General features: G+C 60.7%; 12 protein-coding genes, 1 tRNA gene and 1 pseudogene. 4 read left to right on the top strand and 10 right to left on the bottom strand.

Going from position 1 to position 19,123, the window contains the following annotated elements; all coding sequences use genetic code 11:
- A pseudogene (locus K315_RS10910) lies at positions 1–280 on the top strand (hypothetical protein); the annotation flags it as partial.
- A 132-nt stretch (positions 281–412) separates the two neighbouring features.
- Here K315_RS10910 and K315_RS0102425 read toward each other — a convergent pair.
- The 6 genes from K315_RS0102425 to K315_RS0102395 form a co-directional block, all read right to left on the bottom strand.
- Positions 413–488 (bottom strand) — tRNA-His (locus K315_RS0102425).
- 523 nt (positions 489–1,011) lie between these two features.
- Positions 1,012–2,388, bottom strand: a complete 1,377-nt coding sequence (locus K315_RS0102420) for an aspartate aminotransferase family protein (RefSeq protein WP_029576028.1) — start codon at positions 2,386–2,388, stop codon at positions 1,012–1,014.
- Positions 2,389–3,361: 973 nt separating this feature from the next.
- Positions 3,362–4,447 carry an ABC transporter substrate-binding protein gene (locus K315_RS09165; RefSeq protein ID WP_029576026.1) on the bottom strand — a complete coding sequence of 362 codons (1,086 nt, stop codon included), beginning with the start codon at positions 4,445–4,447 and terminating at the stop codon, positions 3,362–3,364.
- A gap of 194 nt (positions 4,448–4,641) precedes the next feature.
- Positions 4,642–5,664, bottom strand: a complete 1,023-nt coding sequence (locus K315_RS09160; protein ID WP_029576025.1) for an ABC transporter permease — start codon at positions 5,662–5,664, stop codon at positions 4,642–4,644.
- 19 nt (positions 5,665–5,683) lie between these two features.
- Positions 5,684–6,688: an ABC transporter permease gene (locus tag K315_RS0102400; RefSeq protein ID WP_029576024.1), complete on the bottom strand. Its 1,005-nt coding sequence runs from the start codon at positions 6,686–6,688 to the stop codon at positions 5,684–5,686.
- Positions 6,685–7,869: an ABC transporter ATP-binding protein gene (locus tag K315_RS0102395; RefSeq protein ID WP_081666357.1), complete on the bottom strand. Its 1,185-nt coding sequence runs from the start codon at positions 7,867–7,869 to the stop codon at positions 6,685–6,687. Before K315_RS0102395 ends, K315_RS0102400 begins: the two co-directional genes overlap by 4 nt.
- Before the next feature lie 252 nt (positions 7,870–8,121).
- On the opposite strand from K315_RS0102395, the gene K315_RS0102390 reads away from it, so the two are divergent.
- A complete protein-coding gene (locus K315_RS0102390) occupies positions 8,122–8,661 on the top strand; it encodes an Lrp/AsnC family transcriptional regulator (protein ID WP_238556402.1) in 540 nt (179 codons plus the stop codon).
- A gap of 553 nt (positions 8,662–9,214) precedes the next feature.
- Here K315_RS0102390 and K315_RS0102385 read toward each other — a convergent pair.
- From K315_RS0102385 to purT, 4 genes are all read right to left on the bottom strand, one after another.
- A complete protein-coding gene (locus tag K315_RS0102385; protein WP_238556401.1) occupies positions 9,215–10,561 on the bottom strand; it encodes an NAD-dependent succinate-semialdehyde dehydrogenase in 1,347 nt (448 codons plus the stop codon).
- A gap of 268 nt (positions 10,562–10,829) precedes the next feature.
- The gene (locus K315_RS10820) at positions 10,830–11,438 is read right to left on the bottom strand and encodes a type IV pilin protein (RefSeq protein WP_029576020.1); all 609 of its coding nucleotides are present in this window, start codon (positions 11,436–11,438) and stop codon (positions 10,830–10,832) included.
- Between the two features lie 186 nt (positions 11,439–11,624).
- On the bottom strand, positions 11,625–12,842 hold the full coding sequence (locus tag K315_RS0102375; protein WP_081666356.1) for a glycosyltransferase: 1,218 nt from the start codon (positions 12,840–12,842) through the stop codon (positions 11,625–11,627).
- Positions 12,843–12,890: 48 nt separating this feature from the next.
- Entirely contained in the window at positions 12,891–14,222 is a 1,332-nt protein-coding gene (gene purT / locus K315_RS0102370) for a formate-dependent phosphoribosylglycinamide formyltransferase (protein WP_029576018.1), read from the bottom strand.
- Positions 14,223–14,441: 219 nt separating this feature from the next.
- Here purT and purC point away from each other — a divergent pair, with 219 nt between their 5' ends.
- Both purC and K315_RS0102360 read left to right on the top strand, forming a co-directional pair.
- On the top strand, positions 14,442–15,194 hold the full coding sequence (purC, locus tag K315_RS0102365; RefSeq protein WP_029576017.1) for a phosphoribosylaminoimidazolesuccinocarboxamide synthase: 753 nt from the start codon (positions 14,442–14,444) through the stop codon (positions 15,192–15,194).
- Between the two features lie 125 nt (positions 15,195–15,319).
- Positions 15,320–19,054 (top strand): phosphoribosylformylglycinamidine synthase, encoded by a 3,735-nt coding sequence (locus tag K315_RS0102360; RefSeq protein ID WP_029576016.1) that lies wholly within the window; start codon positions 15,320–15,322, stop codon positions 19,052–19,054.
- The last annotated feature ends 69 nt before the right edge of the window (positions 19,055–19,123 follow it).

Below are 19,123 nucleotides of genomic sequence, written 5' to 3'. Positions count from 1 at the left end.
CGTTCCGTGCACCACCAACCGCCTCGAGGGCGGAATCAACGCGCCGATCAAACGCATGCTCGTCAATCACCGCGGCCTTCCCGGACGACACCGCGTCCTCGCGTGCGAATGGGCATGCTACATGAAGAGCGCCAAGCCGGACCCCTACCGCTTCGCCATACCGGATGACACGACACCACCCGCCCACGCCGAAACAGACGAAACCCCCGGCGGAGACGCCCCGGAACCCGGCACCTCAATCGAATGGACAGACCTGCACATGCCCGTCTTCAACACCTGAACGAGAAGTCTAAAGCAATAACTTTGGTTCCTATATGCCCGATTGCGAGAGCGCCAAGGACCTGATGCACACTGTCTCCTCGCGGGAACAAGGCCGGAAGAAAAACGAAACCCCGGGCGAACCCGGGGTTGATGGGGTGGATAACGCGGCTCGAACGCGCGACCTTCTGAACCACAATCAGATGCTCTACCGGCTGAGCTATATCCACCATGTGGTGTCGAACCGAGGCAAACCTCGTTTCGCACAACAGTGAAAGACTATACACGATGTTCGGGACGTACGCTTCCCGGCGCGTCGTTTTTCTTGCAATCGCAGAAATGCGCGACACAGACCCTGGGAACTTCCGGCGTGTCGCAGCCGCCTGGGCACCCCGCAGCCGCAAAGTCCTGGCGTACGATGCCCATTCACACCACCTTCGGCGAAAACACCCGTCCAAACGACACTGCAACACCTCAACGCCACACACCGCACCATCCTGCCGTCTCGAGTCCTAACGCGCCGCACCCTTTCCACCGCCATCGATGACACGACCAGCAGAACGACGCGCCAACACCACCACACGCCACCACAACACACCCCGCACACCATGAACCACCCCGCAGAAGTGGAACGACCGTGGCCAAACAGCACCGCATGCGCGATGCCACTCGACCACGGTCGCGAATGACACCCCAAGCCGGGCAAGAGGAGTGCAGTGTATTGGACCCGGCTTAGGGCAGGCTTGATTGGGGTTACTCGGCGGTCACATCGTGCGCCATCTCGGCGAAGGCGTTGATGTAGGCGTCGCACGCGGCGTCGTCGTGAGCCACAGACAACGTCCATTCCTCCTCACGTCCCGGAGTCATGAACACGCCGCGGTTGGCCGCATACAGCCAGCAAAGCTGGTTCAAGTCGGTGCGCTGGCCCTGCTTGAAGGTCACATAGTCCACGATCTTGTGCGGGGAGAAGGTGACGCAGCCCTTGGCGCCGAAACCGATGGAGTATCCCGGGAAGTCATACTTCTTGATGACTTCGGTGCAGCCTTCCATCAGGCGGTTGTTCAGATGATCGAACAGCTTGTAGGCTTCCGGAGTGAGCACCTTCTCGAGATTGGCACGGGCTGCCGCCACGCACAGCGGGTTGCCGGAGTAGGTGCCGACCTGGTAGACTTCGCCGGATTCGACGACGCTCATCACCTCGTCGGTGCCGCCGATGGCGCCCATCGGCAGGCCACCGGAAATCGCCTTGGCCATGGTGACCATGTCCGGGGTCACACCGAACAGCTTGGTGGCACCGCCAGGTCCAATGGTCAGGCCGGTCTTGACCTCATCGAAAATCAGCACGATGCCGTGACGCTTGGTGATTTCACGCACCTTCTCGAGGTAGCCCGGCTCCGGAGGCACGATGGACATGTTCATCAGGCAGGCTTCCATGATCAGGCACGCGGGAGCCTCGTCATCGGTTTCCATCTCCCGGATGCGGGCCTCAAGCGCGTCAGCATCGTTGAACGGAACCGGCACAGTCAGCGGAATCAGGGACTTCGGGATGCCGGCGCCGTACGGAATCTTCTTCAAGTGATTCTTATCGCCGATGTTCTCGTAATCGCCGACGATGGAGATCATCACCGCATCATGGTGACCGTGGTAGGAACCGAAGATCTTCATGATGTGGTCGCGGTGCGTGTAGGCGCGGGCGATGCGGATTGCGTCCATTGTGGCCTCGGAACCGGAGTTGGTGAAACGCCACTTCGGCAGGCCGAACCGCTGGGTCAGTTCGTCAGCGACAACGAAATCATCTTCATCAGGAAGCGCGAAATGCGTACCCTTCGGGAAACGCTCAGCGATGGCCTTGCCGATCTCCGGATTGCCGTGGCCCTGCACCATGGCGCCGTAGCCGTTGTGGAAATCGTAGTATTCGTTGCCGTCCACATCCCACAGCTTGGAACCGCTGCCGTGATCGACGTAGATCGGCCACGGATCGCGCAGCTGGTAGGAGGAGGCGACGCCGTTGCACAGATGCTTGCGGGCTTCGTTATACATCTCGCGGGACTTGCCGAGTTTGGCGTTGAGTTTCTCACCTTCCTTGGCGGTGAGTTCCTTGATCCTGGCTTCACTGATGCTTGCCGTCATGTCGAATCCTTTCCTTCGGTAGTCTTGTGATGCGATTTTCGTTGCGTTCTATCGACTTGACTACGAATTTCGTACAATCATAGGTAAAACCTGCATTATTTCGTTGGGATTTCTGATTCCGGAACTGTTTTTCCGCTCGTAACAATTCGTCAACATGGATGTTCGCTTTCGCGGGGCGATTCGCAGCCGCGGTGAGCATCGTGTCGGGCCCGTCCAGATTGCGGCCGATGGAAGATTTGGGGATTGGCCCGGAATACCAAGGATTCATGAGTCCCGATGCCGCGATCGACAATCAGCACCGGCGGTGTGAGCAAATCCTCACTCGGACCGGCGGACAGACCATCCACGAAGCGATCGGGTGTGGGAAAGTGTCCGCCATGTGAGCGAATCCTCACATAACCACCCTCAAACCGTTCCACCCAAAACATCCGACCCAACCACCAGGTCATCGTGTGAGCGAATCCTCACACGATGACGAATACACAGGCCCAGGACCGCAACCCCGGCTACGTTAACCGTCTCCGTGTGAGCCAATCCTCACACAACCGCCCTCAAACCACCCCATCCACAACATCCGGCCCAACCAACCGGTCACTGTGTGAGCCAATCCTCACACATCGACGGATATGCAGCCTCCGGGACTGCAACCCGGACACATCAACCGCCTCCATGTGAGTCAATCCTCACACGATGACAGGCATGACGCCGGGTGGCGCGGAAGGCGGCACCACTGTCATCACACGCCAACCCGCCATTGCGCAATCGACACACCCCGCATCACGAACGAGCCCAAAGCCCAGTCAAGCACGCTCAGTCCAGTACTCCCCAAACACAACTATGGGTCATCCGGAGGTTTCCCCCGGATGACCCGATTGCCCCGCAACCGCGCAAGACGCACAGCCGCACCCGACGCGCGGCAGGGGCGTTATGCTTGGGAGCGCACCCGTGCCCCCGCCGCACAGCCGCACGCGCATCACTGCTTGAAGTTCTCGAACAGCTGCGTGTAGTTGTCGTTGATGGCGTTCGAGCATGCCTTCTCAGTCACCGCATGCTTGAGCTCATCCGCGCTCGGCACAATCGTGTTGGACGACCGCATCTCGCTCGGCAGCAACGCATCGCCGCCCTTGAGCACAGACCCGGCGCCCGCGGATTCATCAATCGCTTCCTTGTTTTTCGGATCCAGCATGTAGTTGATGAAGGTCTTCGCTTGGTCGATGTTCTGCGCCCCCGCAGCGATTGCCATATTGTCCACGAACTGGGTCGTGCCGTCGGACGGGTAGACGAATTCGAGATCCTTATTTGACTGCTGCGCCTGATAGGCGTCATAACTCCAGATCATGCCAATCACCTGCTCTTCGGACGCCAGTCGGTCCGCCACGCCTTCAGAGCTGACGACACCGACCTTCGAATGATAGGACTGCAGCAGATCGTTCGCATTCTGATAGGCGTGCGCGTCAGTAGTGCACTGGTCCGAGCCGACCGCACGCAACGCGGCGTTCGTCACCTCGATCGAATCGTTCAGCAGCTGCGACTTTCCATACTTCGATGACAGCGCGAAGAACTCCTTCCAACTGGTCGGCGCCGCGGACTTGGGGATTTTCTTGGTGTTGACCATGAATCCGGTGTAACCCACCACATACGGTGCCGAATATTCAAGCTTGGGATCGTAGTACGGCGAGGAGAACTCCTTGGAGACATTCTTGCCGTTGGGCAGCTTGGACACATCGAATTTCACGAGCATATGCTCCTTGATGAGCTGGTAGACCATGTAGTCACTCGGCATCACGATGTCATAGCCGGACCCGCCTGTGGACTGCAACTTGGCTTCCAGCGCCTCGTTGCTTTCGAAAGTGTCCACCGTGAGCTTGATGCCGGTTTCCTTTTCGAATTTCTTGATGACATCATCCGGCATGTACCCGGCCCACGTGTAGATATGCAACTCGCCGCCGTGCGCCTCGTGGTACGCCCCGTTGGCGACGACATCAGTTGTGCGCGCGGAATCCGAGATACCGCCTGAGCATGCGGCAGACGACAGCATGCCTGCGACAGCGAGCGCCATGCACGCCATGCGACGGAACGTCCTGCCCACGTGGCCACGACCGTACCCACGACCACGACCGTACCTGCTGCCACAGCCACGCCCGCTCTCACGGTAGTCGGAATGTGAATGATTGGAAGGGATAACAGCTGATGAGGTGCGCATATCGGCTCCTTTCTTCGATATGACGGCTGCGTTCTGGCGCACGCCGTCGTTCAGTCGTCCTTGCGGTTGGTCAGGACCGAGGGGATGACGGTCACGATGACAGCGAGCAGGAGCAGAAGCGTGGCGACGACGTTGATGCTCGGGTTCACGCCCTTGCGGATAAGCGAGAAGATATAGATCGGCAGTGTCGTCGTTCCGGCCGATGTGAGGAAGTTCGAAATCATGAAGTCATCCATCGAAATCACGAATGCCATAAGCGCGCCGGAGACGATGGCCGGAGCCAGCAGCGGCAGGGTGACGCGGCGGACCGTGGTGATTGGCGACGCGCCGAGATCCACTGCGGCTTCGAAGCACGAGGTGTCGATAGTCTGCAGCCTTGCGCGCAGCGGCATCACCACGAACGGGATGCAGAAGGTGGTGTGCGCGAGAATCAGTGGCAGCAATCCCGGCTTCAGACCGATCATACGGATGAAGCCCATAGTTGCGACGCCGAGCACGACCTCTGGGATAATCAACGACGCGTTGATCAGCCAGCCGGCGAGCGCCGAACCCGCCCGTGACATCTGGTCCGCAGCGAGGATGAACAGCACACCGATGACCGTGGACAGAACCATCGCGATGACGGCGACTTCGAGCGAGGTCAGGGTTGCCGAGATGATTGCCGGATCGTGGAACACCGTACCGTACCAGGAGAAGGAGAACCCTTTCCACAGCAGCGCTTGACGGCCGCCGTTGAAGGAGAACATCACGACCATGAGCATCGGCAGATACAGGAATAGGATGACAAGCACACTGATGAACGCGACGCCGGGGAAGGTTTTCAGCCGGTTTCGCCCGGAACGCCGGGTGCTTAGCGCCCGGTCGGGCTGCTTGTCTTCGAGCCATTGTGGCATCTGGGCGGACGCGTGTTCGCCACGTTCGTCGATGGTACGTTCGACGATGGCGCCGAATTCCGCCGCGGTGCCGTAATCCATGTGGACGACCGGAGCGGTTTCGCCGTCGTGTGTACCGGCGGCCGTGCGGATATCCGTTGCCTCCCCGGTATGCTTGATTTCCTTGTTGCTGCTAGTCATTGCTCTCACCTCATTCTGTTCATACCGCTATGCCGGCGTCACGCGCCGCTTTGCCGCCGCCGATGCTTGCCGCGACACCGCACAGCAACGTGATCAGCAGGATCACCGTGGACAATGCCGCGCCGAACGGCCAGTTGCGCGCTTCAGAGAACTGGGATGCGATCAGGTTGCCGACCATGAGGACACGCCCGCCGCCAAGCAGCACGGGCTGCACGTAGGACCCGAAAGCCGGGATGAAGCACAACGCAATGGCTGAGGTGACGCCTGGTTTCGCGGCGCGCAGGATGATCCGGCGCATCACGGTGAGTTTGCGAGCGCCCAGGTCGTATGCGGCTTCGACCAGACGGAAGTCAAACCCGGACAGCGCCGAATACATCGGCATGGTCGCGAACGGCAGGAAGGTGAATATCAAGCCGATCAGCGAGGCACCCGACGTGTACAGCAGCTGTTTGCTACCTACGCCGATAAATTTCAAAAAGCCATTAATCGGGCCGTTTTCGTTGAGGATGAGCATCCACGCGTAGGTACGGACGATGAGGTTCGTCCAGAACGGGATGTTGATCAGCAACACCAGCAGGCGCTGGGTTGACGGCTTGCGCAACGACATCCACAGGGCGATAAAGAAGGACAGCACGATGCATATGAACGTGGTGATAAGCGCCTGCCACAACGAGGTGCCGAACACCTTGAGATACCGTGGGTCGAAAGAGGTGCGGCCCAGGAAGTCGGTGGTGAACAGCAGCTTCTTGTAAGCGTTCGTGGAGAACTTGTAGACCACGCCGCCGCCGACATCCGGCTGGCTCATGAAGGAGAACGCGACGATGACGCATATCGGGCCGAGTGTGAACAGCAGTCCGACGATAACGGCGGGAATCGAATACCAGTGCGAGAGCATGCCGGGCTTGATGCTGCCCGAGGCGGCGAACAGGGTGGGGCGGCGACGGGAAGTCGTCGCCCCACCGTCTTGTGAAGGCGCAGAAATCGGCGGCTTGCCGCCGTCCAAAGCGGAAGAGGTTTCGCTCATCGTTCCACCACCCTCATATGGTCGGGGCTGACCGTCACACCGACCTTTGCACCGACTGTGAGCAGTTCGGAGTCAAATGGCGGGTTGACGCGGATCTGCACGGGTGTGCCGTCGGCGAGACGGACATGGCAGCGGATGTCGGAGCCCATATAGGTCACGGTTTCCACGCTCGCCTGCAGACCGCCTTCCTTCGCCGCGCCAAGCGTAATGCGCTCGGGGCGGACGGCAGCGCTCACGGTCGCTCCCCTGCCATACTCGCTCAGGTCTTGTGTCACGGGGAAGATCTTGCCTTCAACCTCAACCGAGCCGGCATCATGCACGGTGGCGTCGAGGAAGTTGATATCGCCGATGAAGTCGGCGACGAACCGGTTGGCCGGCTTGTCGTAGATTTCCTCCGGGGTGCCGACCTGTTCGGGCTTGCCCTTGGAAAACACGGCGATATGGTCGGCCATCGACAGGGCTTCCTCCTGGTCGTGCGTGACGAAAATGAAGATGATGCCGGTCTCTCGCTGCAGACGCTTCAATTCGACTTGCATCTGACGGCGCAACTTGAAATCAAGCGCGGACAGGGATTCATCAAGCAACAGCACCTTCGGGCTTTTCGCGAGCGACCGGGCGAGCGCGACACGCTGCTGCTGGCCGCCGGACAGCTGGCTGGGCAGACGCTTGCCGATTTCGCTCAGATGCACCAGATCGAGCATTTCCTGCGTCTTACGCTTGATGTAGTCCTTCGGCTTCTTTTCCATTTCCAAGCCGAAAGCGATGTTCTGTTCCACCGTCATATTGGGGAACAATGCGTAACTTTGGAATACGGTGTTGACCGGACGCTCGTATGGCGGCATCTCGTCGATGCGTTGGTCGCCCAAGTAGATTTCGCCGGCATCCAGGGTTTCCAGACCGCCGATGGACCGCAGCAGTGTCGTCTTGCCGCAACCGGAAGGGCCGAGCAGCACGAAGAATTCGCCGGCTTCGATGTTCAGGCTCACGTCGTCGATGGCGTGGACCAATTTGCCTTCCGCCGACCGGAAGGTCTTGCGGGCGCGGTTGATGGTCAGGCCGCTTTCTCTCAGTTCCACGTCCTTGTCGCGGCCGATACGGACGCCGGTATCATCCGGCTGGTGCGATTCCGCCGCAGATGATGACGGGACCGCATCCTGGACAGGTGATTGTGTCGTGGTCATCGCTCCTCCTTGGTAATTCGTCCGGTCATCCTGCGGCGCCTGTCCGCGGGACGCGTCACGTTCGTGCGTGGCTTGCGAGAACTTCGAGTTCGATAGCGTGCGAGGCTTGGTCTCTGCTGTTTTCGTTGTGATTCATCAAAGGTTGCGATGATTTCCGTTGCGTAAACGCAATATTGCGACTAAAAAAGCGGCGTAACGCGAAATTTTCCCCACGGTCTCGCATCGTGAACAATGACCTGCTGTGATGGTCGCATGAGAGTTCAACATGACATGCGCGAGCCGTTCACGGCGGCCGGATTCGAGACCGCGGACAACATGGGTAACGGCACGGAGCCGCACAAATCGCCGACACTGCTCGACGACACCAACAAGGCGATCATCCGCGAATTGCAGAAAAACGGCCGCAAACCTTACGGGGCGATCGGCAAGGTCGTCGGCCTGTCCGAAGCCGCGGTGCGCGGCCGTGTGCAGCGGTTGGTCGAGACGGGAATCATCCAGATCGTCGCCGTCACGGACCCGGTCCAGCTCGGCTACCGCAGGCAGGCCATGATCGGAGTGAACACGAGCGGGGCTTTAGACGCGCTCGCCGACCAGTTACGCGCAACCGACGGCATCGACTACATTGTCGCCGCGGCGGGGCGTTTTGACATGCTGCTGGAGGTCTTCACCGCCGACGATGACGACCTGCTCGACCTGGTGATGCGCATCCGCAGGATCCCAGGTGTCGACCACACGGAAGTATTCACGTATTTGCGGCTTATCGAGCAACGGTATGATTACGGCGTGCGGTAATTGCGCAGGCCAGACAGTGCGGGTGTGCACAACGCGCGGACCGCGGATGACGTACCGGATGCACGGACGCACAGGACGGGCTGGACGCGCAAGACAGCAATCGCGTGATGTCAGCCTTTCTAGGGGTTCCTGTATCCGGGCCATTGCAGAACACGCCAGAAGGCGTCTCAATCAGCGCAACTTGGCGTAGTCACCCGTGTTTCGGCCGAGTATTGCGCACCCCAAGACCCGGCGACCCCGAGTTATCCATGCATCTGGCAGAGGCCGGAATCAACCACACCACTCTGCGTCCAGTATGTGAGACATGGAATCATATTGTGGAATTTTGGGGCTGATTCCAGTGCAGCGAAGGCGCCGGAAACCGGATTCCAATCGGAGAATCGGAATTATCGGGGTATCTTGCGTTTGCCGATTCCCTGGGGCGCCTGCAACATCAGCAGCACATGCAACAGACGACTCAGGACGTAACAGAAATAGTGATGGCCGGCCGCCAAAAATGTGGCGACCGGCCATCATGCCGATACCGTGCTGATACCGGGGAACCGCTCTGGATTCAGCGCGCAGCTTCGGTGACGAGCTTGTAGTTCGCGAACTCGCGGATACCGAGCGGCCCCATCTCGCGGCCGAACCCGGAATTCTTCACGCCGCCGAACGGCAGTTCCGCGGAATCGGCGCCGGATTCATTGATATAGGTCATGCCGGATTCCAGACGATCCGCGAAACGCAACCCCTGTTCGCTGTCGGTGGTGAACACGTAGGAGCCGAGACCGTACGGCGAATCGTTGGCGACCGCAATGGCCTCATCCTCGCCGGACACCCGGTAGAACTGGGCGACCGGCCCGAAGAACTCCGTGCGTCGTGCGGCGGACCCTTCGGGAATATCGGTCAGAATAGTCGCCGGATAGTAGGCGCCATCATGCTCGGTGCCGCCCAGCACCACCTTCGCCCCGTCATCGATCGCGGCCTGCACCTGGGTGGCGAGACCGTCGGCGGCGGACGCAGAGCACAGAGGCGCGAGCTTGCGTTCCTTGGACACCTTGATAAACCGCTTCAAGAATTCGTCATACAGCGAGTCGATGATGATGAACCGCTTGGCGCCGTTGCAGATCTGGCCGCTATTCTCGTACCGGGCGTTCGCGCCGGCCTCGACCGCGGCATCCAAATCGTCGGTGCTCATGATGATGAACGCGTCATTGCCGCCTAGTTCGCACACGACCTTCTTCAAGGCGGCGCCGGCCTCCTGGGCGATCGCCTTGCCAGCACGCTCGGAACCGGTCAGAGATACGCCACGGACGCGCGGGTCGGCGATGACCTTGGCGATCTGCTCGTTGGTGGCGTACACGTTGACGAACGCGCCCTTCGGGAAGCCCGCCTCCAGGAAGATCCTCTCCATCGCGGCCGACGACTTGGGGCACAGGGAGGCGTGCTTGAGAATGATGGTGTTGCCGAGCATGAGGTTCGGACCAGCGAACCGGGCCACCTGATAGTACGGGTAATTCCAGGGCATCACGCCGACCAGAGGGCCGATCGGCAGGTGCCGGATGAACGCCGTGCCCGCCGCAGCGCGCTTGATTGGCTCGTCGGCGAGGAATTCGGCGGCGTGATCGGCGTAATATTCAAGGATTTCCGCCGAGAATTCCACCTCGACAAGCGCCTCGTCCATGGTCTTGCCCATCTCGTGGTTGATGATGGTGGCAAGCTCCTGCTGCTGGTCGCGATAGGCGGCCACCGCCTTGCGCATCAGCGCCGCGCGCTGTTCGATGGTCGTGGTCCTCCCCCACGTGCGATAGGCGTCATCGGCGGCGTCCACCGCCGCGGCGACCTGCTCATCGGTGAAGGTTTCAAAGCTTTCCTCGACCTGTCCGGTCGCCGGATTGGTCACTGCATATCTGCTCATCATGTCGCCTTTCGTTGTCGCAACTTACGCAATACGCATTCGGGAAGGCGATGCCATGCGTTTTTCGTCGCATGTACGCCGTTGAAATGCGTTTTTCTTTGCGTTCGGCGGCATGGTAAGCGATTTTCGTATCATCGGCGTTACCGCGACATTGCGAAATGCAATCAACCGGCAGAGTGGAGACATGTCCGGCGCTTGAACCCCGGTACGGACCGCCACCCCTCAGCCGCGTCGCGGCGCTGTGCACACCGCCGCATCGCGGCGTGGGATGTCACCCGTTCGATTGTTTGTATTTCTCCTGCGCACTGCCATCACGCACGGCTTGAAGGACCCGTTGATATGTCGGATCATTCGACGACGGAAAAGCGCAGTAATATCCGACAGTCTCACCCGTTATTGGGTCAAAATGAATCGTCCAGATCTTCGCGATTTCGTCACCAAGCTTGACGTTATCACTGATGGTCGTGTCTGATGTCCATGAGCCGACATCCGTGAGCGTGGATACCTTATGGCTTCCATCGGCTATCCATCGGTCGTCAGCTCCACCGGTATCGCAGCCGCCACCGCCGCTTCCATCGCTGTTCCAGTTGGTGCAGAAGTTCAGGATTCCGGTGCCAGCCTCGACAAAGTACGTATACGTGACTGTGTTGTAGCCAGAGCGTTTCGCTGTCTGATTCACCTTGCCCGACGAAGAAAGGAACGCCTCAATACCCAACGCTTCCGCGTTTTTCGCGTTCTCTCGATTTGCAGTAGGCCGCGCCAGCCTTTTCTGGTTGTTGTAAATCGGAACCGCCACGGCGGTAAGAATACCGATAATGACAACCACAATCAGAAGCTCGACCAAGGTGAAGCCGGTTTGTCCTCTTTTCTTCAGTCGCATGTGCCATCATCTGCTCGCATCCGAGTCCGGCATCGCACGAACACGATGCCATACCGGGATACCCTTTCTCTCTCTCCACGCCTTTATGGTGGTGATAATTATACATGCTTTGCGTCAGCACTTCAACATTGCGGAACACTGCGCACAAGCGTTACAGACCGATGAGGCGCAGATCGCCGGAACCCCTCAGATTGCGCCTGTCATACGCGACCCGCTGTCAAAGTCGGCAATCGCCTCGCGTTCCATGGCGACGAATTTGCGCACGCATGACTCGATGGAATACTCTTCACGCGTGTGCTCAGCATAGATGGCGCCCCAACGGCTTAATTCATCGGGGTGGTCGATCCACCAGTCGATGCGTTGGGCGAGCATGGCCGGGTCTTGGGCTTCGAACAGCGAATGGTCACACAACGCGAACTGTCCGGCGGCGCTCTGCGTGGACCTGGCGATGACGGGCACAAGTCCGGAGGCCATGCCCTCCAGAACGCTCAGCGATTCGATATCCACAATCGAAGGGTGCACCAGCAGATCGCATGAACGCAGGAATACGGGCATCTGCGCATTGTCGTGGAAACCGATCGACCAACGTCCGGGCAGCAATTGCGCCGCCATTCGCCGCAGCTCATGTTGCAACGGCCCGGTGCCGCAAATCGACAATTCGATATCCTCGGCATGCCGGCTCAACGCGACCGCCCGAATCAGCGTCACATGGTCCTTCTCGCTGGCTAGACGCCCCGAGGCGACGATTCTGAACGGTCTTGGGGACGGCGAACCGGGTTCACGCTGCTGTTTGGCGGTGAATCTGGGCGAATAGCCGTTGGAGATCACATGTAGTCGCTGCCGGTAGCCGTGCGCCCGCAGCTGCGCGGCAATCATATGCGAGGGCGTGTGGATATGCCGGATATGCCGGTACAGTATGCGGTCGAACAGCCAGTAGATGAACGCCGAAGCGCCGGGGATATACCGCAGCGGCCCCGCCGAATACAGGACGTTCTCCGGCTGCAAGTGGAATCCGGCGGTGGCGGGGATGCCCATCTCATGTGCGGTCCGCACCGCCATGCGGCCGTATTTGAACGGCAGGTACACGTGGACCACATCTGCGCCTTCAAACGCCTTGCGGAACATCGCCCGGTCCGGTTGCGCGAATTGCATCTGCTGTTTCGCCGCGATCCAAGAGACCAACGGGATGTGACGCACGCGAATCGGATACTCGGGCGAGCCGATACCGACCAGACGGACCGTATGACCTTGCCGGCGCAGCTCCTTGGCATACTGCAACGCCGAATTCGACGTGCCGTTGCCCTCGTTGCCCGCGGTGTCGACGACCAGCGCGATGACGAGCGGGCGGCCGGCATCCTCGGTGCTGCCAGCCGCCTGAGAAAACTCCTGATTCTTCATACTCATACCGGTATCGTAAGCCTCAAGCCCCACGAAGCCGGAATGCCACGCCCATTACCGTACCGTGACAGTCAACGCGTCGGCAACGCGTCCGGCCTTGGCGCGGGCGTCATCGGCGCCGTCCCCGATGGCGAGTGCCACGGCCATGCGACGATGCCCGTGGACTTCCGGCTTGTTGAAGATACGCAGGTTGGTGTCCGGTTCGGCGAGCGCCTGTGGCACATTCGAGAAAATCGCTCGGCCGTCGCCTTCGACGACGATGGCATGGCTCGTGCCAACCTGCCCGTCGCCGAGCGCCAAATCGACATGCTCCTGGCTGACCGGAATACCGAGAACCGCCCGCGCGTGGAGCGCGAATTCGCTCAGCCGTTGGGAAATCATAGTCACCATACCGGTGTCGTGCGGACGCGGGGAGACCTCATTGAACAGCACCGACCCATCGGTAAGGACGAACAGTTCGACACCGAACACGCCCCAGCCGCGCTCGCCGTGCTCGTGCGCGTCGGCGACCAGCCCTTCGACACAACGGCGTGCCAAGTCTTTCGCGATTCTCAAGGTGTCCGGGTTGACAGCCGCCGGCTGCCAGGATTCGCAGTAATCGCCGCTTTCCTGACGCTGCCCGATCGGAGTGCAGGTGACAACACCCGCGGACGAGCTGACGGTCAGCACGGTCAGCTCATAATCAAGCGGTGCGAGCGCTTCGACGATAACGCGAGAAATACCGCCTTCACCAGCCGCACGACGACCGACCTGCGCCTCATGCCAGGCGGCGTCGATGGCATCCGGGGTGCGTACAACAGACTGGCCGTGACCGGAAGAGCTCATAATCGGCTTGACGACGCACGGGTAACCTACGGTTTGCGCGCCGGCACGCAGTTCCTCGAGCGACCCGGCGAAATGGTAGGGTGTGGTCGGCAGCCCAAGTTTCTCGTGGGCGAGCACGCGCAAGCGCTCGCGGTCCATGCAGATGGCGGCGATGCCAGCGCTCGGCACGACTTGCACGCCTTTCGCGGCTACTGCATCCAGTTCGGACGTGGCGATCGCTTCGACTTCAGGGATGACGATATCCGGCTTGATTTCGGCGAACAGGGCGTCCAGCTGCTCAGGATTGGCCATATCGAGGACACGGTATTCGTGGGCGACCTGCTGTGCCGGGGCGCCTTCGTAGCTGTCGGCGGCGCACACCCACGCGCCCAGGCCCATGAGTTCGATGGCGATTTCGCGGCCAAGCTCACCGGAACCGAGCAGCAGAACCTTGGTGCGCGCGGCGTCGTCGGATCGGTCGAGCGGGGTACCAAGCCGCGGATCGGCTGGTGTCGCGACGGAGGCTGATTGTGATGCACTGGACTGGCTTGCGTTGACTGTGGCTTCGGCGTAATCACTCATACCCGTCATCTTGCCATCGGGGGTTGTCAGAACCGTTGCCGACGGTGTTGTCCGGCCCCGAATCGAACCCGTTTGCCGCCGCGCCGATACCGGATAGGCAGCCGGGCGATTCTCGGGCGATACCGCCCCCACGCCGTGCCGCCCGATGTAGCCGGCGCTTGGTATCCTGTCCACCGTATATACCCCCAATCCATCTCGTGCTTACGAGGAAGGCGAGTCATGCAGAAACTGGAAAAGCTCTATGAGGGCAAGGCCAAAAAAATGTATGCGACCGACGATCCCGACGTTCTGTGGGTCGAATACATGAACCAGGCGACGGCCGGCAACGGCGCGAAGAAGGCGCAGATCGCCGGTAAGGGCAATCTGAACAACCACATCACCTCCGTGATTTTCGAACTGCTCAAGGCTCGCGGCATCGACAGCCACTTCATCAAGCGCCTGTCCGACACCGAACAGCTGGTGCGCAAGATGACCATGTACCCGCTGGAAATCATCATGCGCAACACCGCCGCCGGCTCCTTCGCCAAGCGGTATGGCGTCAAGGAAGGTACGCCGCTGAAGAAGCCGATCCTCGAATTCTGCCTGAAGTCCGATGAACTGGGCGACCCGTTCATCAACGATGACGGCATCGTCGCCCTCGGCTTGGCTTCCGAGGACGAGCTCGCCGAGATCTCCCGTCAGGCGGGCGCCGTCAACGAAGCGCTCAAGGACATCTTCTCCAAGATCGACGTGCAGCTCGTCGATTTCAAGATCGAGGAAGGCAAGACCTCCGACGGCACGATTCTGCTGGCCGACGAGATCACCCCCGACACCTGCCGTCTGTGGGATTTGAAGGATCAAAGCGGCAAGATCGAGCATCTTGACAAGGATCTGTTCCGCCGCGATCTGGGCAACATCATCCCCGCATACGAGGAGATTTACAGCCGCCTCAAGCAGCTCGCCGATTCCGAAGGCGTCAAGGACGCCGAGTGAGCCCGGGCCCGCACCAGTTTTCCGATGCGGGCCACATTTTTCGGATGTGCCGCGCAAGGCGAACACACCCACGCGACCACCTGCATCACCCAGACAACCGCCATACCAACAACAGAAGGAATACCGTGGTTTTTCGCGTTTATGTCGAGAAGAAGCCGGGCTTTGACGTCGAGGCCAGGCAACTGGAAAACGAGCTGAAGACGATTCTCGGGATTAAGGGGCTTACCGGTCTGCGTATCGTCAACCGGTACGACGTCGAAGGCATCAGCCGTGAGCTGTTCGATCAGGCCACCACAACCGTGTTCAGCGAACCGCAGGTGGATAACGCCAGCGAGGGGATGCCCGATTTTGGCAACAGCGCGGTGTTCGCCGTCGAGTTCCTGCCCGGGCAGTTCGATCAGCGTGCCGATTCGGCCAGCGAATGCATCCAGCTGATCAGCCAAGGCGAGCGCCCGACCGTGCGCAGCGCCAAGGTCTACGCCTTGGAGGGCAATCTGGACGAGCAGGCCGTCGAGCAGATCAAACAGTACGTAATCAACCCGGTCGAAGCCCGCGAAGCCTCCCTCGAATCGAAGAGCACCCTCAAGGTGCAGGTCGCCAAGCCGGCGAAGGTCGAGGTGGTCGCCGGATTCGACGAGCTGGATGACGAAGGCCTCCAGCGGTTCATCGACGAGCGCGGTCTCGCGATGGATCTGGCGGATGCGAAGGTATGCCAGGAGTATTTCCACGGCGAACACCGCGAACCGACCATCACTGAAATCAAGGTAATCGACACCTACTGGTCCGACCACTGCCGCCACACCACCTTCGGCACGCAGCTTGACGAGGTGGATATCGATGACAACGTGGTCAAGGCCGCATTCGACAAGTACATGGCCATGCGCCATGAGCTCGGGCGCGACGGCAAGCCGGTGTGCCTCATGGATATGGGCACGATTGGCGCCAAGTGGCTCAAGAAGAACGGCATCCTCAAGAACCTCGACGAATCTGAGGAAATCAACGCCTGCACCGTCAAAGTCAAGGTCGATGTGAACGGCGAGGACCAGGACTGGCTGTTCCTGTTCAAGAACGAAACCCACAACCACCCGACCGAAATCGAGCCGTTCGGCGGCGCGGCCACCTGCATCGGCGGGTGCATCCGCGACCCGCTGTCGGGCCGTTCCTACGTATATCAGGCGATGCGCGTGACCGGCGCCGGCGACCCGCGTGTCCCGGTTTCCGAAACGCTCAAGGGCAAGCTCCCCCAGCGCAAAATCGTCACTACCGCGGCCGCCGGATACTCCTCGTACGGCAATCAGATCGGTCTGGCGACCGGTCAGGTCGACGAGATTTACCATCCGGGCTATGTGGCCAAGCGCATGGAAGTCGGCGCAGTCGTGGGTGCGACCCCGGCCGACCATGTCCGCCGTGAAACCCCGACCCCCGGCGACAAGATCATCCTGCTGGGCGGGCGTACCGGCCGTGACGGCATCGGCGGCGCGACCGGCGCCTCGAAGGCGCACGATGAGGAAAGCCTTGAAAAAGACGGCGCAGAAGTGCAGAAGGGCAACGCCCCCGTCGAACGCAAGCTCCAGCGTCTGTTCCGCCGCAAGGACGCCTGCCGTCTGATCAAGCGCTGCAACGATTTCGGCGCGGGCGGCGTGTCCGTGGCAACCGGCGAGATCGCCGACGGCCTGACCATCAACCTTGATCTGGTGCCCAAGAAGTACGAAGGCCTGGACGGCACCGAACTGGCGATTTCTGAATCCCAGGAACGCATGGCCGTTGATGTGGCCGCCGATGACGTGGACGAGTTCCTCGGCTATGCTCGCGAGGAAAACCTCGAAGCCACCGTTATCGCCACTGTCACCGAAGAGAAGGTCATGCGCATGACCTGGCAAGGTGACACCATCGTGAACCTGAGCCGCGCCTTCCTCGCTTCCAACGGCGCGCCGAAGCATCAGACCGTGCACGTCGAGCAGGGCGGCTCCTACACCACCCCATGGCGCGATGGCTCGTTCAAGGACCGGATGCACGCGTTGGTCACCGATATCAACGTGGCCTCCAACAAGGGCCTGTCCGAACGCTTCGACTCCACAATCGGCGCCGCCACTGTGCTCATGCCGTTCGGAGGCAAACGCCAGCTGACCCCGACCATGGCCATGGTCGCCAAGCTCCCGGTGTTCGGCGAAACCACCACCGCCTCCGCGATGGCATGGGGCTTCAACCCGTACATCATGGAGAAGAATCAGTTCACCGGCGCCTACCTGTCGGTGGTCGAGTCCCTTGCCAAGCTCGTGTCCGCCGGCTTCCGCCGCGAAGACGCCTACTTGAGCTTCCAAGAGTATTTCGGCAAGCTGCGTGACGTGCCGGAACGCTGGGGCAAGCCCGCCGCGGCGGTGCTGGGCGCCCTGATGGCGCAGGTCGACCTCGGTGTCGGCGCCATCGGCGGCAAGGATTCGATGAGCGGCAGCTTCGAGGATCTCGACGTGCCGCCGACGCTTATCTCCTTCGCTGTGGCCGTCGGCAACATGCATCACGCGACCTCCCCCGAGTTCAAGAAGGCCGGTCACCGCATTGTGCGCATCGCTCCGCGGTACGCGGCCGACGGGCTCACCCCCGACAAGGACGGCCTGCTTGAGGCAATGGACGTGGTCGAATCGCTCACCGAATTCCATGATGCGCTCGCCGTGTCCACCCCGGGCTATGGCGCCAGCGCCGAAGCGCTGTTCAAGATGACGCTCGGCAATCGCATCGGCGTCAAGCTCGCCGACACCATCGCCGTGGACGACCTGTTCACCCCGGCCTATGGCTCGTTCCTCGTTGAACTTGATGACAATGCGAAGCTGCCGGCGGTGTCCAACCGCGTCGAAATCGGCGTAATCGGCGAGACGACCGACGCGTACGAATTCGTCGCCGGCGGCGAGCACCTCGATCTCGACCAGGTGCAGGAAGACTGGGAATCCGCAATGGAAGGCGTCTTCCCGTACCGCTCCAAAGGCGAGGAACGCGGCAGCGTCACCGAAACCGAGGAATTCCACGCCCCGAAGAAGGCCGTATACACGGGCTCTCCCGTCGCCAAGCCGCATGTGGTGATCCCGGTGTTCCCGGGCAACAACTGCGAGTACGATTCCGCGGCGGCATTCGAGCGCGCAGGCGCCGATGTGAGCACGCTCATCGTGAACAACCTCACTCCGCAGGCCGTCGCCGAATCCACGCAAGCGCTGGTCGACGAGATCCGCCGCAGCCAGATCGTCATGATCCCTGGCGGTTTCTCTGGCGGCGACGAGCCTGACGGGTCGGCGAAGTTCATCACCGCGTTCTTCCGCGCCCCAGCCGTCACTGACGCCGTGCGCGACCTGCTCAAGAACCGCGACGGTTTGATGCTTGGCATCTGCAATGGATTCCAAGCGCTCATCAAGCTTGGCCTCGTGCCGTACGGCGACATCGTGCCGATGACCGACGCCTGCCCGACGCTGACCTTCAACACAATCGGCCGCCATCAGAGCTGTCTGGTGCGTACGCGTGTGGCTTCCGATCTGTCCCCGTGGCTGGCGGAAAGCGCGGTCGGCGACGTGCACACCATCGCGATTTCGCACGGCGAGGGCCGGTTCGTGGCTTCCGACGACGTGCTCGCCAAGCTCAAGGCCAACGGCCAAATCGCCACGCAGTATGTGGACGCCGACGGCGTGCCCGGCATGGATCTGGACGTCAACCCGAACGGCTCGATGCTCGCCATCGAAGGCATCACCAGCCCGGACGGCCGCGTGTTCGGCAAGATGGGTCATTCCGAACGGTACACGGACGGCACCTTCGTCAATGTGCCCGGCGACAAGCTCCAACCGCTGTTCACCAGCGGTGTGAAGTATTTCACCGCCTGAGTGGTCCGGTAATCCGGACTCGCTGCGGGGGATTGCCTTGGGCGGATTTGCCCCGGGCGACCCGTCAGG

This window comes from Bifidobacterium thermacidophilum subsp. thermacidophilum DSM 15837 (assembly GCF_000426425.1).
Classification (GTDB): Bacteria; Actinomycetota; Actinomycetes; order Actinomycetales; family Bifidobacteriaceae; genus Bifidobacterium; species Bifidobacterium thermacidophilum.
This window is presented reverse-complemented; position numbering and strand designations above follow the sequence as displayed.